The 25,326-nt window shown below is 66.1% G+C and carries 26 protein-coding genes; 12 read left to right on the forward strand and 14 right to left on the reverse strand.

Annotated features, from left to right (window positions below; translation table 11 throughout):
* Window positions 1-8: 8 nt before the first annotated feature.
* From B2P87_RS11620 to B2P87_RS11635, 4 genes are all read right to left on the reverse strand, one after another.
* The gene (locus B2P87_RS11620; RefSeq protein ID WP_141890041.1) at window positions 9-1,367 is read right to left on the reverse strand and encodes a calcium-binding protein; all 1,359 of its coding nucleotides are present in this window, start codon (window positions 1,365-1,367) and stop codon (window positions 9-11) included.
* Between the two features lie 131 nt (window positions 1,368-1,498).
* Window positions 1,499-2,539, reverse strand: coding sequence for a dihydroorotase (pyrC, locus tag B2P87_RS11625; RefSeq protein ID WP_141890042.1), 1,041 nt, complete (start codon window positions 2,537-2,539; stop codon window positions 1,499-1,501).
* A 64-nt stretch (window positions 2,540-2,603) separates the two neighbouring features.
* Complete coding sequence (locus B2P87_RS11630; RefSeq protein WP_141890043.1) at window positions 2,604-3,560, reverse strand: phosphoadenosine phosphosulfate reductase; 957 nt, start codon at window positions 3,558-3,560, stop codon at window positions 2,604-2,606.
* 150 nt (window positions 3,561-3,710) lie between these two features.
* Window positions 3,711-4,775, reverse strand: coding sequence for a glycosyltransferase family 2 protein (locus B2P87_RS11635; protein WP_141890044.1), 1,065 nt, complete (start codon window positions 4,773-4,775; stop codon window positions 3,711-3,713).
* Window positions 4,776-5,026: 251 nt separating this feature from the next.
* On the opposite strand from B2P87_RS11635, the gene B2P87_RS11640 reads away from it, so the two are divergent.
* The 9 genes from B2P87_RS11640 (at window position 5,027) to B2P87_RS11680 (ending at window position 14,657) form a co-directional block, all read left to right on the forward strand.
* A complete protein-coding gene (locus B2P87_RS11640) occupies window positions 5,027-5,947 on the forward strand; it encodes an AAA family ATPase (protein WP_141890045.1) in 921 nt (306 codons plus the stop codon).
* A 67-nt stretch (window positions 5,948-6,014) separates the two neighbouring features.
* Window positions 6,015-7,280, forward strand: a complete 1,266-nt coding sequence (locus B2P87_RS11645; protein ID WP_141890046.1) for a vWA domain-containing protein — start codon at window positions 6,015-6,017, stop codon at window positions 7,278-7,280.
* A gap of 96 nt (window positions 7,281-7,376) precedes the next feature.
* Window positions 7,377-7,928 carry a YeeE/YedE thiosulfate transporter family protein gene (locus B2P87_RS11650; RefSeq protein WP_141890047.1) on the forward strand — a complete coding sequence of 184 codons (552 nt, stop codon included), beginning with the start codon at window positions 7,377-7,379 and terminating at the stop codon, window positions 7,926-7,928.
* A 3-nt stretch (window positions 7,929-7,931) separates the two neighbouring features.
* On the forward strand, window positions 7,932-8,522 hold the full coding sequence (locus B2P87_RS11655) for a DUF6691 family protein (protein ID WP_141890048.1): 591 nt from the start codon (window positions 7,932-7,934) through the stop codon (window positions 8,520-8,522).
* Between the two features lie 157 nt (window positions 8,523-8,679).
* Window positions 8,680-9,660, forward strand: coding sequence for an XdhC family protein (locus tag B2P87_RS11660; RefSeq protein ID WP_141890049.1), 981 nt, complete (start codon window positions 8,680-8,682; stop codon window positions 9,658-9,660).
* A complete protein-coding gene (locus B2P87_RS11665) occupies window positions 9,657-10,670 on the forward strand; it encodes a molybdopterin-binding protein (RefSeq protein WP_141890050.1) in 1,014 nt (337 codons plus the stop codon). The genes B2P87_RS11660 and B2P87_RS11665 overlap by 4 nt, the downstream gene beginning before the upstream one ends.
* A 163-nt stretch (window positions 10,671-10,833) precedes the next feature.
* Window positions 10,834-11,319: a (2Fe-2S)-binding protein gene (locus tag B2P87_RS11670; RefSeq protein WP_058287968.1), complete on the forward strand. Its 486-nt coding sequence runs from the start codon at window positions 10,834-10,836 to the stop codon at window positions 11,317-11,319.
* A gap of 99 nt (window positions 11,320-11,418) precedes the next feature.
* A complete protein-coding gene (locus B2P87_RS11675) occupies window positions 11,419-13,782 on the forward strand; it encodes a xanthine dehydrogenase family protein molybdopterin-binding subunit (protein WP_141890051.1) in 2,364 nt (787 codons plus the stop codon).
* Window positions 13,783-13,868: 86 nt separating this feature from the next.
* Window positions 13,869-14,657 carry an FAD binding domain-containing protein gene (locus tag B2P87_RS11680; protein WP_141890052.1) on the forward strand — a complete coding sequence of 263 codons (789 nt, stop codon included), beginning with the start codon at window positions 13,869-13,871 and terminating at the stop codon, window positions 14,655-14,657.
* 140 nt (window positions 14,658-14,797) lie between these two features.
* Here the strand turns inward: B2P87_RS11680 and infC are convergent, their stop codons facing one another.
* The gene (gene infC / locus B2P87_RS11685) at window positions 14,798-15,346 is read right to left on the reverse strand and encodes a translation initiation factor IF-3 (protein WP_058287971.1); all 549 of its coding nucleotides are present in this window, start codon (window positions 15,344-15,346) and stop codon (window positions 14,798-14,800) included.
* 359 nt (window positions 15,347-15,705) lie between these two features.
* Here infC and B2P87_RS11690 point away from each other — a divergent pair, with 359 nt between their 5' ends.
* Complete coding sequence (locus B2P87_RS11690) at window positions 15,706-16,257, forward strand: hypothetical protein (protein WP_141890053.1); 552 nt, start codon at window positions 15,706-15,708, stop codon at window positions 16,255-16,257.
* Window positions 16,258-16,379: 122 nt separating this feature from the next.
* Here B2P87_RS11690 and B2P87_RS11695 read toward each other — a convergent pair whose 3' ends face one another.
* From B2P87_RS11695 to cobA, 7 genes are all read right to left on the reverse strand, one after another.
* Window positions 16,380-16,844, reverse strand: coding sequence for a hypothetical protein (locus B2P87_RS11695; RefSeq protein ID WP_244270273.1), 465 nt, complete (start codon window positions 16,842-16,844; stop codon window positions 16,380-16,382).
* A gap of 174 nt (window positions 16,845-17,018) precedes the next feature.
* Window positions 17,019-17,885, reverse strand: coding sequence for a ferredoxin--NADP reductase (locus B2P87_RS11700; RefSeq protein ID WP_058287974.1), 867 nt, complete (start codon window positions 17,883-17,885; stop codon window positions 17,019-17,021).
* 142 nt (window positions 17,886-18,027) lie between these two features.
* The gene (locus B2P87_RS11705; RefSeq protein ID WP_058287975.1) at window positions 18,028-18,423 is read right to left on the reverse strand and encodes a DUF934 domain-containing protein; all 396 of its coding nucleotides are present in this window, start codon (window positions 18,421-18,423) and stop codon (window positions 18,028-18,030) included.
* A 5-nt stretch (window positions 18,424-18,428) separates the two neighbouring features.
* Window positions 18,429-19,190 (reverse strand): phosphoadenylyl-sulfate reductase, encoded by a 762-nt coding sequence (locus tag B2P87_RS11710; protein ID WP_141890054.1) that lies wholly within the window; start codon window positions 19,188-19,190, stop codon window positions 18,429-18,431.
* A gap of 4 nt (window positions 19,191-19,194) precedes the next feature.
* Window positions 19,195-20,859: a nitrite/sulfite reductase gene (locus B2P87_RS11715; protein ID WP_141890055.1), complete on the reverse strand. Its 1,665-nt coding sequence runs from the start codon at window positions 20,857-20,859 to the stop codon at window positions 19,195-19,197.
* On the reverse strand, window positions 20,852-21,160 hold the full coding sequence (locus tag B2P87_RS11720; RefSeq protein WP_008553694.1) for a DUF2849 domain-containing protein: 309 nt from the start codon (window positions 21,158-21,160) through the stop codon (window positions 20,852-20,854). The genes B2P87_RS11715 and B2P87_RS11720 overlap by 8 nt, the downstream gene beginning before the upstream one ends.
* Window positions 21,160-21,915, reverse strand: coding sequence for a uroporphyrinogen-III C-methyltransferase (gene cobA / locus B2P87_RS11725; RefSeq protein ID WP_141892051.1), 756 nt, complete (start codon window positions 21,913-21,915; stop codon window positions 21,160-21,162). The genes B2P87_RS11720 and cobA overlap by 1 nt, the downstream gene beginning before the upstream one ends.
* A gap of 210 nt (window positions 21,916-22,125) precedes the next feature.
* On the opposite strand from cobA, the gene B2P87_RS11730 reads away from it, so the two are divergent.
* Entirely contained in the window at window positions 22,126-22,593 is a 468-nt protein-coding gene (locus B2P87_RS11730) for an Lrp/AsnC family transcriptional regulator (protein WP_008553370.1), read from the forward strand.
* A gap of 60 nt (window positions 22,594-22,653) precedes the next feature.
* Here B2P87_RS11730 and B2P87_RS11735 read toward each other — a convergent pair whose 3' ends face one another.
* Window positions 22,654-22,935 (reverse strand): hypothetical protein, encoded by a 282-nt coding sequence (locus B2P87_RS11735; RefSeq protein WP_141890056.1) that lies wholly within the window; start codon window positions 22,933-22,935, stop codon window positions 22,654-22,656.
* 104 nt (window positions 22,936-23,039) lie between these two features.
* Between B2P87_RS11735 and B2P87_RS11740 the strand changes: the two genes are divergently transcribed.
* On the forward strand, window positions 23,040-23,948 hold the full coding sequence (locus tag B2P87_RS11740; protein ID WP_141890057.1) for a LysR substrate-binding domain-containing protein: 909 nt from the start codon (window positions 23,040-23,042) through the stop codon (window positions 23,946-23,948).
* Window positions 23,949-24,121: 173 nt separating this feature from the next.
* Here B2P87_RS11740 and B2P87_RS11745 read toward each other — a convergent pair whose 3' ends face one another.
* Window positions 24,122-25,306: a cytochrome P450 gene (locus tag B2P87_RS11745; RefSeq protein WP_141890058.1), complete on the reverse strand. Its 1,185-nt coding sequence runs from the start codon at window positions 25,304-25,306 to the stop codon at window positions 24,122-24,124.
* Window positions 25,307-25,326 lie beyond the last annotated feature (20 nt).

Here is a 25,326-nt window from a genome sequence, read left to right on the forward strand (position 1 = left end):
AGCGCGGGTCAGAAAAGGAAATCGTTGCCCGACAGGTCGGCGATCCCGATCCCGTCCAGCGTGATCGTATTGCCGTTGTTGTCGCTGATCACGGCATCGCCATCGCCGTTTTCGGACAGGTGGTTGTTCTTCAGATCGCGGAACGACTTGATGGGGGTGACTCCGGACAGGTCGATCTTTTCCTTGCGCCCGGCGGTCTCGAAATCCGACACGGTGTCGTCGCCGAAGGCGCCCCTGAAGATGAACCGGTCGGCGCCGCCTTCCCCGAACAGCTCGTCGTTGCCGCCGTCGCCGAGGATCTTGTCGCGCCCGGCGCCGCCCAGGATCAGGTCATCGCCGCCTTTGCCGGACAGCGTGTCATTGCCGCCCAGACCCATCAGGCGGTTGCCGCCGCCGTTGCCCAAAAGCTTGTCCGCGCTTTCGGAGCCGCGCGCGCGTTCGATGCTTTTCAGCGTGTCGCGGTCGCCGAACCCGTCGATGGCAAAGCCCTTGGCCAAGTCCACGGTCACGCCGTCCTCGCCGCCATAGCGCGCGTCGCGGTCATAGCGGACCTCGTCCTTGCCCTTGCCGCCGTTGATGGTGTCGTTGCCTTCGATGCCGCGGAAGTAGTTGGCCTTGCCGTTGCCAATCAGCTTGTCATCATGGGCGGAGCCGCGCAGCGCCTCGATGCTTTTCAGCGTGTCGGTTTTGCCCCAGCCGTCCGTCGCGGTGCCCTTGCCCAGATGCGCAATGACCCCATTCGGGTCAGTGGTAAAGGCAACCTGATCAAAGGTGCCGCTGCCGCCGTTGTAGGTGTCGCGCCCGTTGGAACTGACAAAATAGTCGTCGCCGGCGCCGCCATCATAGGTGTCGCGGCCCGGCGTGCCGTAGAACTCGTCGTCTTCGGTGGAGCCGGTGGCGGCCAGCGATGACCAGGCAATGACCTGACCCGGCGCCAGTGCCCCGGTGGGGTCGGTCAAGCCGGAGATCGAAGCGTCGAAGGCATTCCAATCCGCCGGTGAGCTCACTTGCGGCAGCGCGGCCCCGTCGATCACGAAATAGAACTCTGTGTCGGTGTTGTCGCCGGTTTCCAGGCTGACAGCCAGGATCACAGTGGTGCCGCCGGACCAGGTGATCTGCGTCATCAGGGTTTCGTCGGACAGGACGTCGAAACCCAGGTTGTCCAAGTTGACGCCGCCTGCAATCGCCTGAAGGACCTCGTCATCCATATCGATAAAGGCAACACCATCTTCGTCACGGTCGATAATGGAGTAAGTGAAGGTCGAGCTGGCGTCCGGAACCGTCACCTGCGCTTCGATATTGCTGACCGAAGACGGTTCGCCGTCCACAAAATCGACCCGCGCGCCACTGAACGTAAAAGTTGTCATACCCTTGCCCCTTACCGGTAAATGCCAGCGGCAGCCGCTGGCGGAAATCAATAGCCCGATACTTGAGTGGGGCTGCTGATTCCCGGCAAGGCGAAGGGGAGAGAAATTTTACTGTTGGTTAACAAGTGTTGCTATTCGGCACGCCAGTAAACCTCAAAGCCCGGATCAAACACGGTGACAGGCCCGTCGCCGGTCTCGATCTTCTCCGGGAACTGTACCGGCGCCTCACCCTTGGTCAGGGTCAGCGTCTGATCGCTCACCGGCAGGCCATAGAACGCCGGGCCGTGTTCGGAGGCAAAGCCCGCCAGCTTGTCCAGCGCGCCCTCTTCCTCGAACACATGCGCCAGCAGGGACATGGTGTTGGTGGCGGTGAAGCAGCCCGCACAGCCGCAGGCGCTTTCCTTGTTCGGGTCGGTGTGCGGGGCGGAGTCGGTGCCCAGGAAATACCGCTTGTCGCCCGAGACCGCAGCCGCCCGCAGCGCCAGCCGGTGCTCCTCGCGCTTGGCCACCGGCAGGCAGTAGTAATGCGGCTTGATGCCGCCCACCAGAATGTGGTTGCGGTTGATGATCAGGTGGTGCGTGGTGATCGTCGCGCCCAGATCACGCTCCTGGCTCGCCACGTAGTCAGCCGCGTTCTTCGTGGTGATATGCTCCATCACCACCCGCAGCCCCGGCGTGGACCGGCGGATCGGGTCCAGCACCCGGTCGATGAACACCGCCTCGCGGTCGAAGATGTCGATGTCGTGGTCGGTCACTTCGCCGTGGGTGCACAGCGGCAGGCCGATCTCGGCCATCTTCTCCAGCACCGGGCGCACCTTGTCGAAATCGCGCACGCCGGAGGCCGAATTGGTGGTCGCTCCCGCCGGGTACAGCTTCACCGCCTTGACCAGCCCGCTGGCATGGGCGGCGGCCACATCTTCCGGATCGGTGTCCTCGGTCAGATACAGGGTCATCAGCGGCTCAAACGCCATGCCGCCGGGCAGCGCCGCCAGAATGCGGTCGCGGTAGGCGGCGGCCTGGTCCCCGGTCACCACCGGCGGCACCAGGTTCGGCATGATGATGGCGCGGCCGAAATGGCGGGCGGTTTCGGGCAGCACGGCCTGCAGCATCGCGCCGTCGCGCAGATGCAGGTGCCAGTCGTCGGGGCGGGGGATGGTCAGCGTCTGGGTCATGCGCCCGCGTTACCACATGGCAGCGGCGAAACAAAGCGGCGGATTGACCGGGCGGTGCCGCCGTTCAGCGTTTGGGCGGGAACCGGAATTCGCCGCTTTCGGCCCGCTGTTCCAGCTCCTGCAGGCGGCGGCGGAACCGCGGCGCCCGCATCCGCTCGGTCACGTTGCGGCACACCAGCGCAACCAGATAGTTGCGGTCCTCGCGCTCCAGCCGGCCCAGCAGGTTGCGCAGGTAGAAAGAGTTGTTGCGGCGGCTGCGGAACAGCTTGTGAAACGCCGCCGCCGTCAGCTTGCGGCTGCCGGCCAGCGACAGGATGTGATACAGCATCTCCATCTCGATCAGCCGGGTCTGCACCGCATCGCCCAGATACGCCGCCCGCAGCCGGGTCACGTTCTTGCGGGCAAACAACGAGGCGTGCATGGCGTCCAGACGCTCCTGCGGATCATAGATCACAAAGGCCTGTTCCGCCGCATCCAGCATATCCGGCGCATAGCCGTAGCGGTCGGTGAACGACAGGCGGCGCATCTCGGTGAACCGGTCGTCCCATTCGGTCATCCGCGGCTCCAGGGTCGCCTGCGGCTGCACCGCCGCCACCACAGCGCCGGGGGCTGCCACCGAATAGGCCGCCGCCGCATAGCCGCAAGGCCCTGCGCCGTAGAAGATCACATTGTCGAACTCGTCGAAGAAGCCGTCATCGATCAGCTGGTCAAAAAAGCCGTAGATTTTTTCATCGCGGAACCAGGTGTCGCCGTCGGAGACCACGCACATATGCGACCAGCCCAGGTTCTTCACCAGGTCGAACCCCAGCGGCTGCGCCAGATCGGACAGGTTGTGAATGCCCTGCATGGTCTCAAAGGTCACCAGCAGCGTGTTGCCCTGGTCGATGAAGGTGGCGAAGTGGCGGCTGCCCAGTTGCTGGTGCATTCCGTACTCTTCCGCCAGGGCCGCCATCCGGGCCTTCCACTGCACAGGCTTCAGCCCGGAGAGGTCTTCTTCCAGATTTTCAAGTCCGTCCGGCATACCTGCTATCCTCTGCGCCCGTCGCAATACTGCGGGCTTGCTGCTCGGAGTCACAGTTAGGAGGCAATTGAGGCCAAATTTGGAAAAACTTCTGCCTCTTTAGGGCGTTGCAGCGTCCTTTCGGCGGCCTTCCGGCGCGGCGCCTGCGGTTCAGCTGCCGTCTTCGGGCTGCGCTCTGGCGGTCTGGCCCTGCAGGGCAAAGCCGCGAAGCAGCTCCGCCGCCGCCGGGCTCACCGCGCGTGAGGGCGGCGTCATCAGCAGCCGGGCAAAGAGCGCGCGGAAGGGCTCCTGCTGCATCAGCGCTGCAAACCGTTCATGGCGCCACGCCACCGCGCCGGCATGGAGCCGCGCCAGCTCCGGGTCGCGCAGCAGGCCCGCTTGCAGCTCTGCCCGCGCCGCGCTGCTGCGCGCGATGGAAGTGTCGCTGGCCGCGCAGTAATTGCGCTCCACCCAGTAATCCATCCCCAGCTCCGCCTGCCGGTTGACCCGGCCGCGGTCGGCCTTCAGCACATAGCTCTCCATCGCGCCCAGCGGGTAGTGGTTCAGCTGCGCCAGGCGCCCGTTCGGCTGGCCATAGCTGGAGAACAGCCGCTTGGTCTTGAACTCGGCGCCCAGCTCGCGCCCCTCGCAGTCGAACCAGCGGAAGCGGTCCAGCCGCGCCGCGTCTTTCACATCGCGGGGCCGGTGGACGCCGCATTTGCGGTAGGTGCCGTTGTTGCGGTACAGCGTCTTGAACATCACCGCCCGCCAGGGCCAGTGGATCACCTCCGGCGCGCAGCGGGTGAACTGTTCCGTCACCGGCACATCCTCAAAGCGCACGATCCCGGCATTGCCGAACAGCCGCCAGGTCAGCGTCACCGCATCCGCCTGCGGCAGCGCCGCCAGCAGGTCCGCCACCGTGCCATCGCCGGTCTTGATGCAGACAAACTCGTCGATATCCAGCACCAGCACCCAATCGGCCTGCTGCATCAGCGGATGCCGGTCCGCCTGTTTCAGCGCGGTGAACTGGATGCCGCCCTTGTCGTAAGGCCCCTCGTTGCGCACATGAGCGAGCTGCCCCAGCGCCTCCAGCCGGTCCAGCATCCGCGCCGTCCCGTCCTGGCAATTGTTGGAAAAGACCAGGAAATCGGTAAAGCCGGCGGCCCGGTGATGGGCCAGCCATTCCAGCAGAAAGGCAGCTTCGTTGCGCACGCAGAGGATCGCCAGAACCCGCATCGCTCTCAGGCCTCCCGGGTCGAGGCAGGCTGGCAGAACAGCTTGTGCGGGGCTTTGCGCATGGCGTGCTTCTCGGTCCTCGTAACCCGCGCCCGGGTCAGCGCATCTCTGTTGTGAAGTTTTACCTGCCCGGACGGGATTTACAACTCTGCGGCCGTCCAGGGCCGCCGCCGCCGCAGCGTTGCCGCGCCGCGCGGCTTGACCGGCGCCGCGCAGCGTGGCCTGTTGGGCGGGGCAAAGGGAGGCTCAGCATGCAGCAGGCGCAGTCAATTGATCAGGTTCAGCAGGTTCTCTCCGGCCAAGGCTATGTCTGCGGCCGGGCGCTGGCCACGGTGGTGTTCCTGTCGCTGAAACTGGGCCGCCCGCTGTTTCTGGAGGGCGAGGCCGGCACCGGCAAGACCGAGATCGCCAAGGCGCTGGCCGCGGGCCTGGGCCGCCGCCTGATCCGGCTGCAATGCTACGAGGGGCTGGACGCCGCCAGCGCCGTCTACGAATGGAACTTCGCCGCCCAGATGGTCGCCATCCGCACCGCAGAAGTTTCGGGCGAAGCCGCAGGCGCCGCCGGCCGCGCCGCGCTGCAGAACGAACTGTTCTCCGCCGATTACCTGATCGAACGCCCGCTGTTGCAGGCGATGCGCCCGGATGAGCACGGCGCGCCGGTGCTGCTGATCGACGAACTGGACCGCACCGACGAGCCGTTTGAGGCGTTCCTGCTGGAGGCGCTCAGCGACTTTCAGGTGACGATCCCGGAACTCGGCACCATCCGCGCGCCGGAGCCGCCGATCGTCGTGCTCACCTCCAACCGCACCCGCGAAGTGCATGACGCGCTGAAGCGCCGCTGCCTCTACCACTGGGTCGACTACCCGGATTTCAGCCGCGAGGTGGAAATCCTGAACGCCCGCGCCCCCGAGGCCAGCCAGCAGCTCAGCCGCGAAATCGTCGCCTTCGTGCAGGCCCTGCGCACCGAGGATCTGTTCAAGAAGCCGGGGGTGGCCGAAACCATCGACTGGGCCAATTGCCTGCTGGCGCTCGACGTCATCGCCCTCAGCCCCGAGGTGATTGCCGACACCCTCGGCGCCATCCTCAAGTACCAGGACGACATCGCCCGCCTGCAGGGCTCCGAGGCCAAGCGCATTCTGGATCAGGCGCGCGCCAGCCTGGACGCCGCCTGATGGTTCATCTTTCCAAAAATACTCCGGGGGAGGCCGCAGGCCGGGGGCAGCGCCCCCAGGGCCACTGATGCCTGACTATCCGCCGCTCACCCTGCCGGACGACCCCAAGCTGGTCCGCAACATCACCCATTTCGCCCGCGCCCTGCGCAAGGCCGGGCTGCCGATCGGCCCCGGCCGGGTGCTGGACGCGGTGCAGGCGGTGGCTGCCGCAGGCTTCACCAGCCGCGAGGATTTCTACTGGGCCCTGCACGCCTGTTTCGTCACCAAGCCGGAGCAGCGGCTGGTGTTTGCCCAGGTCTTCCGCCTGTTCTGGCGCGACCCCAGATACCTTGAGCAGATGATGGCCGCGATGCTGCCCGCAATCCGCGGCGTGCAGGAAGAACGCGCCGCCAAACCCGCCGAAAAACGCGCGGCAGAGGCGCTGCTGGACGGGATGCTCAACCCGCCCGAAGCCCCGGCGGAGGAGCCGGAGGGCACGGAGATCGGCATCGACGCCTCCCGCACCGCCTCGGCAGAGGAGCGCCTGAAAACCCTCGATTTCGAACAGATGAGCACCGCCGAAGTTGCCGCCGCCAAGCGCATCCTGGCGCAGCTCGCGCTGCCGGTGACGCCGATCCAGTCGCGCCGCCTGATGGCCTCTCCCAACGGGCGCCGGGCCGACTGGCGCCGCACCCTGCGCAAGGCCGCGCGCCAGGGCGGCGACCTGCAGCAGATCGCCCGCGCCAAACGCCGCATCCGCTGGCCCAACCTGGTGGTGCTCTGCGATATCTCCGGCTCGATGAGCCAGTACAGCCGCATCATCCTGCATTTCCTGCATTCCGCCGCCAACGCCAAGGGCGCGGGCTGGGCGCGGGTGCATGGGTTCACCTTCGGCACCCGGCTCACCAATATCACCCGCCACTTGCACCAGCGCGACGTCGACGCGGCGCTTGCCGCCGCAGGGGCGGAAGCGCAGGACTGGGAAGGCGGCACCCGGATCGGCGACTGCCTGCACGCCTTCAACCGCGACTGGTCGCGCCGGGTGATGGGGCAGGGGGCGGTGGTCCTGCTGATCACCGACGGGCTGGACCGCGGCGAGCCAGAGGCCCTGGCGCGCGAGATGCAGCGGCTGCAGCTGTCGTCACGCCGCCTGATCTGGCTGAACCCCCTGCTGCGCTGGGACGGCTTTGCCCCCAAGGCGCAGGGCATCCGCGCCATGCTGCCCTATGCCGACAGCTTCCGCGCGGGCCACTCCATCGCCTCGCTGGAGGAGCTGGCGCAGGTGATCTCCAGCCCCGCCGACGCGGGCGAGAAGGCGCGGCTGATGGCGCTGCTGCCGCCCGGCGGAAAATGAATTCCAAAACCGGAATGTGACTTGATCTGAATCAAACCGTTTCTTATGGCTCTGATATATTCTGAAAACAGAATGTAACGTGCGAAAGGAGAAATCATGCCACTCAACTGGAAAGCCGGGGGGCTCTTGCTGGGGCTGGTGTTCTTCCTGGCGGTGCTGCTGGTCAAGCCCATCGGGGTCTCGACCCAGTTCGTGATCCTCGACGGCATCCTCGCGGACGCCGTGAACCCGCAGCTGGTGACTCAGACCGCCGACGGGTATACCTCAACCAACGCCTATCTGGCGAAATCGGACGGCAAATACGCCAAAGCCATCGCCAATCCGCTGAACTACAGCTTCGTCTTCGTGCTGGCGATGGCGCTGGGCGGGCTGCTGTCGGCCAAGCTGCGCGGCGGCATCACCGGAGCGGAGCGCAACGTGCATGCCCTGTGGCGCGCCAACTTCGGCGACAGCACCGCGAAACGCTATGCCGCGGCCTTCCTTGGCGGCTTCATCGTGCTCTACGGCGCGCGGCTGGCGGGCGGCTGCACCTCCGGCCACATGATGTCCGGCATGATGCAGACCGCGCTGTCGGGCTACATCTTTGCCGCCGGCGCCTTTGCCGCCGCTATCCCCGTCTCGCTGATGCTGTTCAAGAAGGAGGCCTGAGCCATGACCACCATTATCCTGGCAATCGTGATCGGCGCTGCCTTTGGCGCGGTGCTGGACCGGATCGGGGCCTCCAACCCCAACTATATCGGCAAGATGCTGAACCTCACCAACCTGAACCTGGCGAAAAACATCCTGCTGGCGATCGGCACCGGCTCGGTCCTGATGTTCGGCGGCCAGATGGCGGGGCTGGTTGATGTTGGCCACATGTCGGTCAAAGCGGCCTATGCCGGCGTCTTCATTGGCGGGCTGATGCTGGGCGCGGGCTGGGCGCTGGCGGGCTACTGCCCCGGCACCGGCGTGGTCGCTGCCGCCTCGGGCCGCAAGGACGCGCTGTTCTTCATCGCGGGCGGCCTGTTGGGCGCGGCGGCCTATATGGTCACCTACCCGGCGTGGAAGGCCAGCGGCCTCTTGAACAGTTTCGCGGGCGGCAAGGTGACATTGGGCGCAGTGCCGGGCGCCGGATACGACGGCCTGACCGCGCTGCCCGGCGACCTTCTGGGGATCGTCCTGGGCCTTGGCTTCATCGCATTGGCCTTTGCCCTGCCGGAACGGCTGCTGCCGCAGAAACCTGCCGCGCAGCCTGCGGAATAAACCGCGCGCAGGGCAACAGGGGAGCGCCCGCCGGGGATGGCGGGCGCTTTCCGGTCTTTCGCCCGCCTTTTGCGGGCGCTTCGCGCTTGAAACTTCCCCTGCCAGCGCCGAGGTTTAAAGGCAGCCGCCGCCCGGGCGGCCCGGGGAGAGACGCAAGATGCAGCACACCGCCCAGTTTGAGACCGCGCCGGAGACCGCGCTGGAATGGCACACATCCGGCGCAGGCGCGGCCCTTGCGACCGTGGTGCAGACCTGGGGCTCCGCCCCGCGCCGCACCGGGGCGCAGCTGGCGGTGTCGGGCGATGGCAGGATCGAAGGCTCCGTTTCCGGCGGCTGCGTCGAAGGCGCGGTTGTGGTGGAGGCGCAGGAGGCGCTGGCGGACGGCAAGCACCGGCTTTTGGAATTCGGCGTCAGCGATGCGGACGCCTTTGCCGTCGGCCTCGCCTGCGGCGGCACCATCAAGGTTTTGGTGGAACCCATCGGCGCTGCGCTGCCCGCAGACCTTCTGGCGGAGCTGGTAGAGGCCCGCGCCAGCCGCGCGCCCGTGGCCTATGAGGTGAACCTGACAACCGGCGCCCGCCGCCTGGCGCGCGGCGCATACCCCGACCGGATGCGCATGGACCGGTCCGGGCTGGAGGACGATGGCGAGACCTTCGTGGCTGTCCACAACCCGCCGCTGCGGCTGGTGGTGGTGGGCGCGGTCCATATCGCCCAGGCCCTGGTGCCGATGGCGCGGATTGCGGGCTATGACCCGGTGATCATCGACCCCCGCGCAGCCTTCGCCTCAGCGGAGCGCTTCCCCGGCGAGGCCCTGATGGATGACTGGCCGGACGAGGCGGTCCAGAAGCTGGGCCTCGACAGCCGCACCGCGCTGGTGCTGCTGACCCACGACCCGAAACTGGACGACCCGGCGCTGCAGGCGGCGCTGGCAGCGGATGTCTTCTACATCGGCGCGCTGGGCAGCAAGAAAACCCACGCCGCCCGCGCCGCCCGGATGCAGCAGGCAGGCTTCACCGAAGACCAGATCAGCCGCATCCACGGCCCTATCGGTCTGGATATCGGCGCGGCGGGTCCGGCGGAAATCGCCGTCTCCATCCTCGCGGAAATAACCGCCGTCCTGCGCGGCAAACAGCCATGAGGTTCGGCCCGGTTCCCCTGAAGGACGCCGAGGGCGCCATCCTCGCGCACTCGCTGCAGGGCGCCAGCGGCAAGGTGGCCAAGGGCACGGTGCTGACGGCTGACGACCTCAAGGACCTTGCCGCCGCAGGCCACGAGACACTGACCGTCGCGCGGCTCGACCCCGCCGACATGCATGAGGACGCGGCGGCAGAGACACTGGCAAAGGCGCTGGTGCCGGACCCGTCCGCGCAGGGCATCCGGATCTCCGGCGCGGGCACCGGGCGGGTGAACCTCTATGCCACGGGCGCGGGCCTGGTGCGGCTGGACCGCGGCAAGCTTGAAGCCGTCAATGCGGTGGACCCGATGATCACCGTCGCCACCGTGCCGGACTATCACCGGGCCGATGCCGGGGGCATGCTGGCCACCATCAAGATCATCTCCTATGGCGTGCGTGCCGATGCCATCCGCCGCGCCAGCAGCGGGGCCGGGGACGCCATCCGGGTGCTGCCGCCGGTCCTGTCCTCCGCCACGCTGATCGAAACCACGGTGAGCGAGGACACCCCGCCCGACAATTTGCCTGACAAGGGCCGCGCCGCGATGGCAGGCCGGCTGCACCGGATGGGCCTCAGCCTGTCGGCGCGGGTGGTGGTGCCGCACCGGGAGGACGCGCTGGCCGAGGCGATTACCCGGGCACCGGGGCAGCTGGTGCTGATCCTCACCGGCTCCGCCACCTCTGACATTCACGACGTCGCACCCGAAGCGCTGCGCATCGCAGGCGGCACCATGACCCGCTTCGGAATGCCGGTCGACCCCGGCAACCTACTGTTTCTGGGCACCTGCCGGGACAAGCCGGTGATCGGCCTGCCGGGCTGCGCCCGTTCTCCGGCCCTCAACGGTGCCGACTGGGTGCTGGAGCGGGTGATCTGCGGTCTGCCTGTCCGCTCTGCCGATATCGCCGCCATGGGCGTCGGCGGGCTGTTGAAGGAAATCCCCACCCGCCCGATGCCGCGCCGCGATGCAGAAGGCTGACGCCGCAGCGCAGCGCGGGATTTGTGACGCAGGGTCACAACCTTGGGTAAGCCCTTCTGACGCGAATTTTACCCCTTGCCCCCCCGTTAAAACACTTCGCGGACGGCGCGGCCCGTGCTTAACTCCCGTCAGCCAGACAAAAACAAGCTAAAGGGAGGGTACTATGGCCAAGGTCTCCATGACCGTGAACGGCAAGGATGCCAGCGGCGAGGTTGAAGGGCGCACGCTGCTGTCCTCATTCCTGCGCGAGCAGCTGGGGCTGACCGGCACCCATGTGGGCTGCGACACCAGCCAGTGCGGCGCCTGCGTTGTGCATGTGGACGGCAAGGCGGTGAAGGCCTGCACCATGCTGGCGCTGGAGGCCGAGGGGGCCGAGGTCGCCACCATCGAAGGCCAGGCCAACGCCGACGGCTCGCTCAACACCATCCAGCAGGCGTTCCAGGACCACCACGGGCTGCAATGCGGCTTCTGCACGCCGGGCATGGTGATGTCGGCGGCAGCACTGCTGAAGGACAACCCCAAACCCAGCGAACAGGAAATCCGCGACTACCTTGAGGGCAACCTGTGCCGCTGCACCGGCTACCACAATATCGTCAAGGCGATCATGGCGGCCTCGGGCCAGGATGTCTCCTCCATCGCGGCGGAATGAGCGCAAGACCCCAGGCCGGACCGCGGCCTGAGCTGACCAAGGAGTAGGTGACAAAGAGGTGCGCCAGAGGCAGCACCCTCCAGGGAGGAAAGACCAGACATGCCCAAGGACCAAGGCATCGGCGCCAGCCCCAAGCGGCGCGAGGACGTGCGGTTCCTGACAGGAGCCGGAAACTACACCGACGACATCAACGTGAACGGCCAGGCCTACGTGCATTTCCTGCGCGCGGATGTGGCCCATGCAACCATCAATTCCATCGACACATCCGCGGCTGAGACGATGCCCGGCGTGGTGAAGATCTTCACCGGCGCCGATTTCGCCGAGGTGGGCGGCATCCCCTGCGGCTGGGGCGTCACCGACCGCCACGGCAACCCGCAGCAGGAGCCGCGACACCCGATCATCGCCGACGGCACCATCCGCCACGTGGGCGAGATCGTCGCTGCCGTGGTCGCCGACACGCTGGAGCAGGCCCGCGATGCGGCGGAAGCGATTGAGCTGGACCTGAGCGACAAGCCCGCCGTGGTGAACATGGCGTCGGCCTTGGCGGAGGACGCCACCAAGGTGCATGAGGACCTGACCTCAAACCTCTGTTATGACTGGGTGTTCGGCAATCCCGATGACGATGCGGTGCAGGCGGCCTTTGACTCTGCGGCGCATGTGACGACGCTGGAACTGGTCAACAACCGGCTGGTCGCCAACCCGATGGAGCCGCGCGTGGCGATCGGTGAATACACACGTGGCACGGACGAATACACGCTCCACACCACCAGCCAGAACCCGCATGTGATCCGCCTCCTGATGTGCGCTTTTGTGCTGGGCCTGCCCGAACACAAGGTGCGGGTGATTGCGCCCGATGTGGGTGGCGGCTTCGGCTCCAAGATCTTCCACTATGCCGAGGAAGCCTTCTGCACCTTCGCCGCCAAGGCCTGCGGGCGGGCGGTGAAATGGACCTCAACACGGGCCGAGGCCTTCATCTCCGACGCTCATGGCCGCGACCATGTGACCAAGATCGAGCTGGCGCTGGACGCGGACAACAACTTCACCGCGCTGCGCACCAACACGATGGCCAATATGGGCGCGTATCTGTCGACCTTCTCCACCTCGGTGCCCAGCTACCTGCATGGCACCCTGATGGCGGGGAACTACAAGACGCCGATCGTGCAGGTGAACGTCAAGACCGTGTTCACCAACACGGTGCCCGTCGATGCCTACCGCGGTGCGGGCAGGCCGGAGGCGACCTTCCAGCTGGAGCGGGTGATCGACAAGGCCGCGCGCGAACTGGGCGCCGACCCGATTGCGCTGCGCCGCCAGAACTTCATCACCGAGTTTCCCTATGAAACCCCGGTGGCACTGACCTATGACACCGGCGACTATGTGGCGACCATGGACAAGCTGGAGGAAGTCGCGGACATCGCCGGCTTTGCCGCACGCCGTGCGGAAAGCGAGAAGAACGGCAAGCTGCGCGGCTTCGGCGTCAACTGCTATATCGAGGCCTGCGGTATCGCGCCCTCCAACATCGTCGGCATGCTGGGCGCGCGGGCGGGCCTGTATGACGCCGCCACCGTGCGGGTGAATGCCACCGGCACCATCAGCGTCTTTGTCGGCGCGCATTCGCACGGGCAGGGGCATGAAACCTCCTTTCCGCAGGTGGTTGCGGATATGATCGGCATTGATGAAAGCATGGTCGATATCGTGCATGGCGACACCGGGCGGGTGCCCTTCGGCATGGGCACCTACGGGTCGCGCTCCATCGCCGTCTGCGGCTCCGCCATGGTGCGGGCGACCGAGAAGATCATCAGTAAGGCCAAGAAGATCGCAGCCCATCTGATGGAGGCGTCTGACGCCGATATCGAATTGAAGGACGGCCAGTTCACCGTTGCAGGCACCGACAAATCGGTGGCCTGGGGCGATGTCACCCTGACGGCCTATGTCCCCCACAACTACCCGCTGGAGGAGCTGGAGCCGGGGCTGGAGGAGACCGCGTTCTATGATCCCGCCAACTTCACCTATCCGTCCGGTGCCTATGCCTGCGAGGTGGAAGTGGATCCCGACACCGGCAAGGTCACCATCGAGCGCTTCGCGGCTGCCGATGATTTCGGCAATATCATCAACCCGATGATCGTCGACGGCCAGGTTCATGGCGGACTGGGGCAGGGCATCGGCCAGGCGCTCTTGGAAAACGCGGCCTATGACGAAGACGGCCAGCTGTTGTCGGCCTCCTTCATGGATTACGCCATGCCGCGCGCGGATGACGTGCCGTTCTATCAGGTGGATCATTCCTGCCAGACGCCCTGCACCCATAACCCCCTGGGGGTGAAGGGCTGCGGCGAGGCCGGCGCCATCGGCTCACCGCCCGCGGTGGTCAACGCGGTGATCGACGCGCTGCAGTCGGGCGGCAAGGGTGTCACCCATATCGACATGCCGCTGTCGCCCGCGCGGGTCTGGGCGGCGATGAACGGGTAAGGGTTCATGGGGGCTCTGCCCCCATACCCCCGGAGTATTTTCGGAAAGATGAAAGCCGGTCAGCCGGTTTTCGGAAAGGATACGCGATGTATGAATTCGAATTCGAGAAACCCTCGACCGTCGCTGAGGCCGTGGCCGCGCTGGCGGATGAGGACGCGCAGGCGCTCGGCGGCGGGCAGACGCTGATCCCGACGCTGAAGCAGCGGCTGGCGATGCCGTCGAAGCTGGTCTCCCTCACCGGCATTGCGCAGCTGAAGGAGCTGAGCGACAACGGCGGCATGCTGACCATCGGCGGCGCGGTCACCCATGCCGAGGCGGCCGAAGCCGCGGCGGGCCCCTATCCGGCGCTGGCGGATCTGGCCAGCCATATCGGCGATCCGGCGGTCAGGAACCGCGGCACCATCGGCGGCTCGCTGGCCAACAATGACCCGGCGGCCTGTTATCCGGCGGCGGCGCTGGGCAGCGGTGCCACCATCGTCACCAGCCGGCGCGAGATCACCGCCGATGACTACTTCCGCGGCCTGTTCGAAACCGCGCTGGAAGAGGGCGAGATCATCACCGCGGTACGCTTTCCGGTGCCGCAGAAGGCCAATTACCAGAAGTTCGAGCAGCCCGCCTCCCGCTTTGCGCTGGTCGGCGTGTTTGTTGCGAAATACGCCGCCGGCGTGCGGGTGGCCGTTACCGGCGCGTCAGAGGAGGGCGTGTTCCGCTGGCGCGAGGCCGAGGCGGCGCTGGATGCCAGTTTCGCGCCTGACGCGCTCGACGGCCTCAGTCTGGATGCCGGCGGCATGATCGGCGATCTGCACGGCACCAAGGAATACCGCGCCCATCTGGCGGCGGTGATGACCAGGCGGGCGGTGGCGGCGGCGGCCTGAGACCGGCTGAACCGCGGAGAAGCAGCAGGCACCGGGGTCCGGTGCCTGTTAGCGTTTGGGGCAGGGGGCACACCGTCCAAGGCATAAAAAGGCCCCGCAGGACGGGCCTGCGGGGCTGTGCCGTGCACCTGCGGCGCGGCTTACTTCTTGGCCAGCGGGCCGATCATCATGATCATCTGGCGGCCTTCCATCTTCGGCATGTTTTCGACCTTGCCGATTTCCTTGGTGTCTTCGGCCACCCGTTCCAGCAGCTCGCGGCCGAGGTTCTGGTGCGCCATCTCGCGGCCGCGGAAGCGCAGGGTGACTTTCACCTTGTCGCCGTTTTCCAGGAACTTGAAGACGTTGCGCATCTTCACGTCATAGTCATGAGTGTCCGTGTTAGGACGGAACTTGACCTCTTTGACCTCGATGATCTTCTGCTTCTTACGGGCTTCGCTCTCGCGTTTTTGCTGTTCGTACTTGAACTTGCCAAAGTCCATGATCTTGCACACGGGCGGGTTGGCATTGGGCGAGATTTCAACCAGATCCAGTCCGGCTTCGGCAGCCATTTCCATGGCCTTGGCCGGATGCACGACACCGGCGTTTTCACCATCGGCGCCAATCAGGCGGATTTCGGGGGCGCGGATTTTTTCGTTGACGCGCGGGCCGGTATCACGTTGCGGCGGCGCGTTATGAGGTCTGCGGGCTATGACTGCTATCCTTCTGTCATTGCAAAAAGTGCGGGAACGCTACTGCCCCCGCGCGTGTGATTCAAGACTTATGGGCGGTATGGCGGCAGGAAAGCTGTTTTTCAAGGCCGCATATCGCAGGCAGCCTTTGAAACGGGCGCTTTTGCGGCCTGTTGCGGCGGCCGGGGCGCGAGTGGCAACGTCCTGATAAGGCAGGGTTGCGGCGGGGTTCCGCCGGTTGGCTGCCGGCGGCGGCGCGGGCCCGCCCGTGAGGCCGCGTCCGGGAACTTTCCCCTTGAGCGGAGCCGCTTGCGGTCCCATTTGGCAAAGCAGAAGGCGAGAGACCGGCCAGCAGGGCCGGATCATGGAAGGAGCCCGTTATGAAAAAACTGTTGATCGTGATTGCCGTGGCCATTGCAGCGGTGGCTGCCTTTATGCTGCTGACCGGTCCGGAGCCGGAGGAGACCGTGCCGCAGGTGCAGGAAGAGCAGAGCAGCACCGTTCCGGAATCCTCCGAAGAGAGCACCGCCCCGGCTGAACAGGCTGCCGAAGACGCGGCGGCGGCTGTGGAGGAGGCGATTGAAACCGGCGCCGAAGCTGCCGGCGCGGCGGTTGAGGCTGTGCAAGACACGCTGAACCAGGCGGTGGATGCCGCTGCCGGGGCAGCCGGCGATGCCGTTGACGCGGTTCAGGAGTCTGCCGGTCAGGACGGCGGCGTGGCCGATTTGGCCGGTGAGGCCGCGGATGCGGCGGATCAGGCCGTGGATCAGGCAGGCCAGGCTGCGGATGCCGCAGCGGACAGTGCAGCAGGCGCAGCGGATGCGGCGCAGGATGCCGCAGCAGATGCCGCCACTGAGGATCTGAACAGCGCAACCGGATCGGTTGAGGGCGATGCCGCCGTGGAAACCGAAGGCACCGCCGGCAGCAATTAAGCGCTGCTGACGCCGCTTCGCGGCCGGTGACATAACGCCGCGCGGCCGGGCTGGACCGGCCGCCGGTTCAAGACGCTGTTCAGTGCGGCCCGGTCAAGGCGGCCCGAAAAAAGGCAGCTGTATCAGTGCGGGCGGGCCTGGGCCTGCTGGGCCACGCGGGCGATCTGATCCAGCGCGCTGTGGCCGCTTGCCGGGGGCTGCGGCGCCAGGAAGGCCAGGAAGGTTTCCCAGCCGGCGGCGTTGCTGCCCTGTTTGCGGGCGCGCTGGATCTGCAGCTGCGCCACGCCGACCAGGTCCAGCGGTTTGGACCCGTCATAGGCGCTGCCGGTGATACCGGCCAGATGGCTGCGGAATTTCGCGCCCATCGAGTTCAGCAGAAGCATCGGCCCGGTCACCGGCTGCCCGGCCTGCACCAGTGCGTCGAACATCTGGTCGATGTCCTGCGGCGCGATGGCGCGCGGGTCATAGCCCGCCTTGATGCCGGCAATCTTTTCGGGGATCGAGGGCTGCACCTGGTCGGTGCGGGCCTGAAAGCCTGCCACTGCAGCCTTGACGCGGGCCTTGCCTGCCTCTGTTCTGACGGACATGAAGACGGGCGCCTGCCCGGAGGCCATTTCATTCTGCATTTCGAGCTTCTCCGTTCTGGATACTTGCTCCCGGAATACAGAATCATCCCCAACAAATGATAAACGGGAGGCGGCGGCCTCCCGTCAAAACAGTGTCAAAAATGGGGCTGCCAGCGGCGGCCCCCCGGCGCCGGATCAGTCCAGGAACGCCTTTTCCACCACGAAATGCGCGGGCCTGGAATTGGCGCCTTCCTCCAGCCCGTAGGTGTTCTCGAACAGGTCCTTGAGCTCCAGGTTGAAGGCCAGATTGCCGCAGATCATCGCCCGGTCGCTTTCGGGGTTCAGCGGCGGCACGCCGAGATCGGCAAACGCCTCGCCGGAACGCATCAGGTCGGTGATGCGGCCCATCTTGGGGCTCTCCTCGCGGGTGGTGGTCGGGTAGTATTTGATCTTCTTCCAGAAGCCTTCGCCGATCACCTCGTTCAGCAGCTCGTCGTCCTTCAGGCTTTCGATCAGTTCGCGGCCATAGGTCAGCTCACCCGCCTCGCGGCAGGTGTGGGTGATGATCACCTCGTCAAATTTCTCGTAGGTTTCGGGCTCGCGCAGCAGCGATGCAAACGGCGCAAAGCCGGTGCCGGTGGCAAAGAACCAGATCCGCTTGCCGGGCACCAGCGCGTCATGCACCAGGGTGCCGACGGGCTTGGGGCGCAGGATGATCTCGTCGCCTTCCTTGATGTGCTGCAGCTTGGAGGTCAGCGGGCCGTCCTGCACCTTGATGGAGTAGAACTCCATTTCCTCGTCCCAGCTGGGGGAGGCGATGGAATAGGCGCGCAGGAGCGGTTTCTGCTTGCCGGTCTTGGGGTCCGGATCGCCCATCAGGCCGATCATCACGAACTCGCCTGAGCGGAAGCGCAAGGACGCAGGCCGGGTGCAGCGGAAGGAAAACAGCCGGTCGGTCCAGTGCTTCACTTGGGTCACGGTCTGGGCGTCGGGCAGGGCCGGCACCGCTTTGGCCGGTTTCGGGTCGGTTGCAGTGTCGGTCACGGGTGTCATCTCATTCATCGGTTCCACTGCCGGAGGAGTAGCCGGCACCTCTGATTAATCTTTGATACAGGTCAGGAAAAGCCCCCGTTTTGGAAAACCGGCCCCGCGCGTGACGCAACGGAACCGGTTCGAGGGGCGTTTCCCGGGGTCGGGGGCTGGCTTAGCGGGCAGCGGTGCTGCCGCGCAGGCGGGCCTGATAGCTGTGGTCCTGCCAGTTGGCGCGGGCCAGCCACTGGTCCTCGGGCTGGCGGGCGGCCAGTTCATCGGACAGCTCCACCTCGTCAAAGCCGGAGCGGCGGGCCATCGCGTACTGGTCGGCGATCACATGGCCGAAGGCGCGCAGGCGGCCCTCATAGCCCCTGAGCCGCAGCTGGCGGGCCAGGGTGAAGCCGCGGCCGTCGGCAAAGCTGGGGAACTCAACCCGCACCAGCTCGACGCCGTCCAGCGGCACGTCGTTCAGATTGGCGTCCGAGGCCAGCTCCAGCACGTTTGAGCCGTCAAAGCCGCCGGTCCAGTCATCAGCAGCAAAGCCGGTGTCGGTCACGATAACAGTCATCTCACTCACGCTCCTGTGCGTATGAATTTGCCATCCACCACATGGATGCCGCATTCTTCTTTGTTTTCGCCGCGCCAGCGCCCGGCACGGGGGTCTTCGCCTTCCTTGACCGGGCTGGTGCAGGGCGCGCAGCCGATCGAGGGATAACCCTTGGCCACCAGCGGATGGCGGGGCAGGCGGTTTTCATCCATATAGGTGCGCACGTCCTCGGGCGCCCAATGGGCCAGCGGGTTGATCTTGAGCCGTCCGGTGCCGTCCTCGACCTCGAAGAAGTCCAGCGCCGCGCGGCTGCCGGACTGGAACCGCTTGCGCCCCGTGATCCAGCCTTCATATCCGTCCAGCGCCTTTTGCAGCGGGATGGTCTTGCGCAGGGTGCAGCAGGCGTCCTTGTCGCTGAACCGCAGCGCCCCGTAGGGGTCTTTTTCGGCGATGTCATCGGCGCGGATGATGCGCACATTGCGCAGGCCCAGCCGCTCGCTCACTTCCTGCTGATAGATCAGCGTCTCGGTGAACAGCAGTTCGGTGTCCACGAACACAACCGGCGTCATCGGGTCGATGATCGCGGCCATGTGCAAAAGCACCACGGATTCCGCGCCGAAAGAGGAGACCAGAGCGATATGCCCTGCGTCCCGCAATGCGCCCTCCATCACCGAGGTGGCCGAGTGGTGGCGGTAGCGCGCATTGAGCGCTTCCGCCTTGGCGGCCAGCTCCCGGTCCCGAAGGGGGATTTCCCCTCCGGCGGGCGTGTTTCCGGCTGAATGGAACATCGGATCAGGCGACCTTTTTCTGAGCCTCGGGATAGAGCGCGGCCTTGAACGGCTCCATGCCGATCCGGCGGTAGGTTTCGAGGAAGGTTTCCTCGGCGCTGTCACGCCGGGCCATGTAGACATCGACGATGCGTTCCACCGCAGGCACGATCTCGTCATAGGCAAAGCCGGGGCCGGTGCGGGTGCCGATGGCCGCCGTCTCGGTGGCGTCGCCGCCCAGGGTGATCTGGTAGTTCTCCACCCCTGCGCGGTCCAGGCCCAGGATGCCGATGTGGCCAACGTGGTGATGGCCGCAGGCGTTGATGCAGCCCGAGATCTTGATCTGCAGATGGCCGATGTCGTGCTCCATCTTCAGTTCGTCAAAGCGGGTTGCGATTTCCTGCGCGACCGGGATCGAGCGGGCGGTGGCCAGCGCGCAGTAATCCATGCCCGGGCAGGCGATAATGTCCGAGATCAGGCCGATGTTGGCGGTGGCCAGGCCATGCGCCTTCAGCGTGGCGTGGATCGCGGGCAGGTCGTTCTTGCGGACATGCGGCAGGATCACGTTCTGCTGGTGGCTGATGCGCAGCTCGTCATAGGCGTATTGCTCGGCCAGATCGGCCATCACCCGCATCTGCTCCGCCGTTGCGTCGCCCGGGGTTTGCCCATGCGCCTTGATCGAGATGGTGGCGATGGCGTGGCCCTCGGCGCGGTGCGCGTGCAGATTGGTGTCGGCCCAGGCGCGGAACACCGGGTCGTTTGCATAGGCCGCGTCGAACACATCGGTCGGGCCGGAGAGGAACTCCGGCGCCTGGAAATGCGTCTTGATCTCTTCCAGCAGTTCTTGGTCGGTGCCGTCGTACTGGCCGCGGATCGCCATGAAGGCCTCCTCGGTCATCGCGCGGTAGGTGTCGATGCCGTTCTCGGAAACGGTGATCTTGATGCGCGCCTTGTACTTGTTGTCGCGGCGTCCCAGCACGTTGTAGACGGTCAGAACCGCCTCCAGATAGGGCAGCAGGTCTGCTTGCGGCAGGAACTCCCGCAGCACCTGGCCGATCATCGGGGTGCGGCCGAGGCCCCCGCCGACAATGACCTTGAAGCCGGTCTTGCCGTCCTGCTGCACCACCTGCAAGCCCACGTCATGCGCCTTGATCACGGCGCGGTCGGCGCTGCTGCCGGTGATGGCGATCTTGAACTTGCGGCCCAGGAACTGGAATTCCGAGTGGTCGGTGGACCACTGGCGGATCAGCTCGGCATAGGGGCGGGGATCGGTCAGCTCATCCGCGGCGGCGCCGGCGAAATGGTCGGCGGTGGTGTTGCGGATGGTGTTGCCGGAGGTCTGGATGGCGTGCAGGCCAGCCTCACCCAGCGCGTCCAGCATGTCCGGAATGTCGCGCAGTTTCGGCCAGTTGTACTGGATGTTCTGGCGGGTGGTGAAATGGCCGTAGCCCTTGTCCCACTTCTCGGCCAAGAGCGCCAGGGTGCGCATCTGGCCGGAATTCAGGGTGCCATAGGGGATCGCGACCCGCAGCATATAGGCATGCAGCTGCAGATAGACGCCGTTCATCAGGCGCAGCGGCTTGAACTCGTCCTCGGTGAGGGAGCCGTCGATGCGGCGCTCGACCTGGGCGCGGAACTGGGCGTTGCGTTCGGCCAGGAAGGCTTCGTCGAACTCGTTGTACTTATACATTGGCGTCAGCCTCCTGCTTGCCGTGGAAGTAGTTGGAGGGGCCGGTGCGGCGGAACTCCTCGCGGAAGTGGGTCGGCTCGGGGCCGTTCGGGCCTGCCTTGGCGTCGGCCAGATAGGCGCCGACGATCTTGATGTTCTGCTTCTCTGCTTCCAGCAGGCGCAGCTGGGCTTCGGCCTCGTCTGTGATCAGCTCTGCCTCCGACAGCTCGCGGGTCCAGGTGTCCTGGGCGGTGAAGTAGATCACGTCGCCTTCCAGCAGGTCGTTGGCGGTGATGACTTTGGGCGTAAAGGCGCGGGCCATTATGCAAGCTCCGTTTTGAGATCGTTCAGGGCGGCCGCCGCCTGGCGCGGGGCAAGACCCAGGAATGTGAGGGCAGGGCCGCCGAAACCGGCCGCGTCGAGGTCGGCGGGCAGGCGCTCCAGTGTGGTTTCCAGCACCCGCTGATCGGGGCGGGAGGCGTTCTCAACGATGGTCACCGGCGTGGCGCGGTCCGCACCGTGCATGATCAGGCGGCCCTGCACGAAACGCGCGGACTTCTTGCCCATATAGACCGCGGCCACCTCGCCCGGACGCGCCAGCGCAGCCCAGTCGTGATCGGCAAAGCCACTCATCGCGTGGCCGGTCAGGAACCGCACCGCGGTGTTGCGGCCGCGCTGGGTCAGGCTCTGGCCAATGGCGGCAGCCGCTGCCGAGGCCGCGGTGATGCCGGGGATGATGCTGTAAGCGATGCCCGCTTCCTCGCAGGCCGTCAGCTCCTCGTCCAGCCGCGCAAAGATCGCCGGGTCGCCGCCCTTCAATCGCAGCACCTTCTTGCCTTCTTTCGCCAGCTCCACCAGCCGGGCGTTGATGTCGGCCTGGGAGACCTGGGCGCCAAAGCCTTCCTTGCCGGCGTCTTCCAGCACCGCCTGCGGGCCGGCCAGAGCGAGGATTTCATCGCTGACCAGACGGTCGTGCAGGATCACGTCGGCGGCTTGCAGGGCGCGCAGCGCTTTCAGGGTCAAAAGCTCTGCATCGCCGGGGCCGGACCCGGCAAAGGTCACCTGGCCCGCAGCCATACAGTCCATGCGGCCACGGGTGTGAGTGGCGGCATTGGCAGCATGTGTCGTTGGTGCGGACATCCCTGTACCCTCTTCGGTGTGTTTGACTTAAGGGTAGATATAGGAAATATTCCCGGTATCGCGCTATATGGGCGCGGAAATAAGAACAATGGTTTTGCCGCGGCGGGACATCGGGCCGTTTGGTCCTCACATAAGGAGAAAACAGGAATGACGGTGCGGATCGACGGCACGGACCGGAAAATTCTGGCTGAACTGCAACGGGATGCCAGCCAGTCGCTGGACGAAATAGCCCGCCGGGTGGGGTCTTCCAAGACCCCTGTTTGGAATCGGATCCGCAAGCTGAAGGAGGCCGGGGTGATCGGCCAGCAGACGGTGCTGCTGGACCCGGAGGCGCTGGGGTTCGAGGCCTGTTTCTTTGTCCTGATCCGCACTTCGGAGCATGAGGCGGAATGGCAGGCCAAGTTCCTGCAGGCCCTGCGCGACCGCCCCGAGGTGCAGGAGGCGCACCGGCTGGCGGGCGACATCGACTATATCCTCAAGGTGCGGGTGCAGAACGCGCGCGCCTATGACGTGTTCTATCAGGCGCTGATTTCCGAGGTGAAGGTGCACAACGTGACCGCGCTGCTGTCGATGGAAGAGATCAAATCGACCACAATGCTGCCGCTGGGCGCCTGACCGGCGGCTGCGGTTCTGCAACAGCAGGCGGGACCGGTGTCCTGCCTGCTGTTGAATTTGTCACAGGGGCGGGCGCAGCAGCAGGTGGCGCCCGTCCTGCAGCCGCCAGGGCGATGTCTCACCAGTGGCAGCCTCCGGCATCACGCCGATGTCGGCCAGCAGATGCGGAGATGTTTCCGTCAACCGCTGCAGCTCGTGACGCGGCACCTGTACCGCGTCCTGAGACGCCGCTGCATGAGGCTCAGCTTTTCTCAGTCCCGTCAGGCCTGCAATCCAGCCAAGCACGCTGCGGGCAAAAGACCCGTGGGGCCGGGCACCCGCGTTATCACAATATGCAGTCATGGCTACTCCTCCGTTCTGGCCTTTGAGAGTTAGGGCCGCAGGGACTTGCGCGCAAACCAGTTAAACTTCACCATGGATCAGGAAAACTGACCCATGGTGAAATGATGCGCCTGCCGCCCCTCAATGCCCTGCGCGCCTTCGAGGCCGCCGCCCGCCATGAGGGCTTCATCGCTGCCGCGGATGAACTCTTCGTGACGCGCGGCGCCATCAGCCGCCAGGTGAAGATCCTGGAGGACCACATCGGCGTGCAGCTGTTTCACCGCAACGCCCGCGGGGTGGAGCTGACGGCGGCGGGGCAGCGACTTTATCCGGTGCTGACCGGGGCCTTTGCGATGATGCAGCGCGAGGTGGAGCGGATCGCGGCGGATGCCGCGGAGCTGCGGGTGATCTGCCCGCCCACGCTGTCGATCCGCTGGCTGCTGCCGCAGCTGGAGCAGTTCCGCGCCGCGCATCCGGAGATCAAGCTGCAGCTGACCACGGACTTCTACAGCAGCAAGGGGTTCAGGGCGGCGGAATACGATCTTGGCATTTCCGTTGAGAACCGCGCGGGGCGGCCGCCGGACATCGAGGTGCTGCCGCTGTTCGAAATGGTCCTCGCTCCGGCCTGCGCCCCGTCGCTGCTGCCGGCGCTGGAGGCCGGCCCCGAAGCGCTAGCCGGCCAGCGGCTGCTGCATGAGAGCCCGCGCCGCTTCGACTGGCCAACCTGGGTGCAGCATTTCGGGGTGGAGCAGGTGGACCCTGCAAGCGGCGAGGCGTTTCCGAACCTCGACATGGCCACCCGCGCCGCAGTGATGGGGGCCGGCGTGGTGATGGCGGATCTGGTTCTGTGCCAGGAGGAACTGGCCCGCGGCGATCTGGTGCTGCCGTTCCCTGAGATGACCTGCGGCACCCCGGACGGCGCCTATGCGCTGATCGGCGAGCGGCTGAAATGGCATGACCCCAAGGTGGCCGCCTTCCGGGACTGGCTGCTGAGCGGTCCTTGCATGGCGGCGCTCTCTGCCCTGCCGGAATGACATCCCGGCGCGGGGGGGTGGAAAGGGGGCGCTGCCCCCTCGGCGCTGGGGCGCCTCACCCCCGGAGTATTTAGCCAAAGGTGAAATGGGGCGCGCGCCGCGTCAGCGGCGCCGGGCCCAACCGGGCAAGGGGATCTGTGATCCCCGCGGCGCGGGCGGGAGTGCCCCGGTCCTTAAGAGCGGGTGACCAGCAGCTGCGTGAGCCCGTGGAAATGGTAGCTGTTGCTGTATTCGGGCTCTGCCGCCAGTTTCAGGTCCGGGCAGTGCTCGAACAGGATTGGCAGGGCGATCTGCATTTCCAGCCGCGCCAGCGGCGCGCCGACGCAGAAGTGCAGGCCGCCGCCAAAGCTTTTGTTCACCTTGGGCGGTCTTGCCGGGTCGAAGCGCTCCGGGTCGTCCAGCGCCGCCGGGTCGCGGTTGGCGGCGCCCAGAAGCAGCGCCACCTGCTCGCCGCGCTGGAAGGTGTGGCCGAACACCTCCGCCTCCTCATAGGCGTAGCGGGTGAACATGTGCAGCGGCGGATCAAAGCGCAGGATTTCCTCCACCAGCCCCTCGATCCCCTCCGGTGCCAGCCATTCCGGCTGCCAGCCCTGCTGCAGCATCGTCTTCACGCCGTTGCCAAGCGCATGCACCGTGGCCTCGTGCCCGGCATTCAGCAGCAGGATGCAGGTGCCGATCAGCTCATCGGTGGAGAGCTTGTCGCCTTCCTCCTCGGCCGCGATCAGCCGGGTGATCAGATCGTCGCGGGGATCGTCGCGGCGCTGGTTAATGTAGCCGCGCAAAAAATCCGTGAAGTCTTGCGCGGCCTGTGCCGCGGTATGTTCGGTCTGTTCCGTGCGCGCGGCCTGATACATCGCCACCATCCTGTGCGACCAGTCCAGGAGCTGCGGCGCCATCTCCTCCGGCACGCCCAGGAGGCGGCAGATGGTGATCACCGGCACCTGGGTGCAATAGGCGTCCAGGAGGTCGAAGGGCTGGTCCGGGAAGGCGCCGGTCAGCTGGCGGCACAGGTCGTGGATGCCCGGCGCCAGCGCCGCGATCTCGCGCGAGGTGAAGGCGCGCAGCACCAGTTTGCGCAGCCGGGTGTGGCGGGGCGGCTCGGCATCAAGCATCGAATGCGCCTCCGCTGCCAGGAAGGGGGCGAGATGGGCGGGGCCTTCGGTGCGCAGCTCCTCCGGCACCTCGCGGCCGAAGCGGCGGTCGCGCAGCAGCATGTGCACCGCGGAATGGCCGAAGGCGGCCGCCATGCCGTAATCCTGCCAGTGGTGCATCTGGCCGTCAGCCCTGGCGGCAGCATAGAAAGGATAGGGATCCTGCACAAAGGCGGGATCGGTCGGGGATTGGGTTAAAGTCTTCATATACCGGTTGTTGCCGCTGC

Source organism: Leisingera sp. UBA4491, from assembly GCF_002388965.1.
GTDB classification, from domain to species: domain Bacteria; phylum Pseudomonadota; class Alphaproteobacteria; order Rhodobacterales; family Rhodobacteraceae; genus Leisingera; species Leisingera aquaemixtae.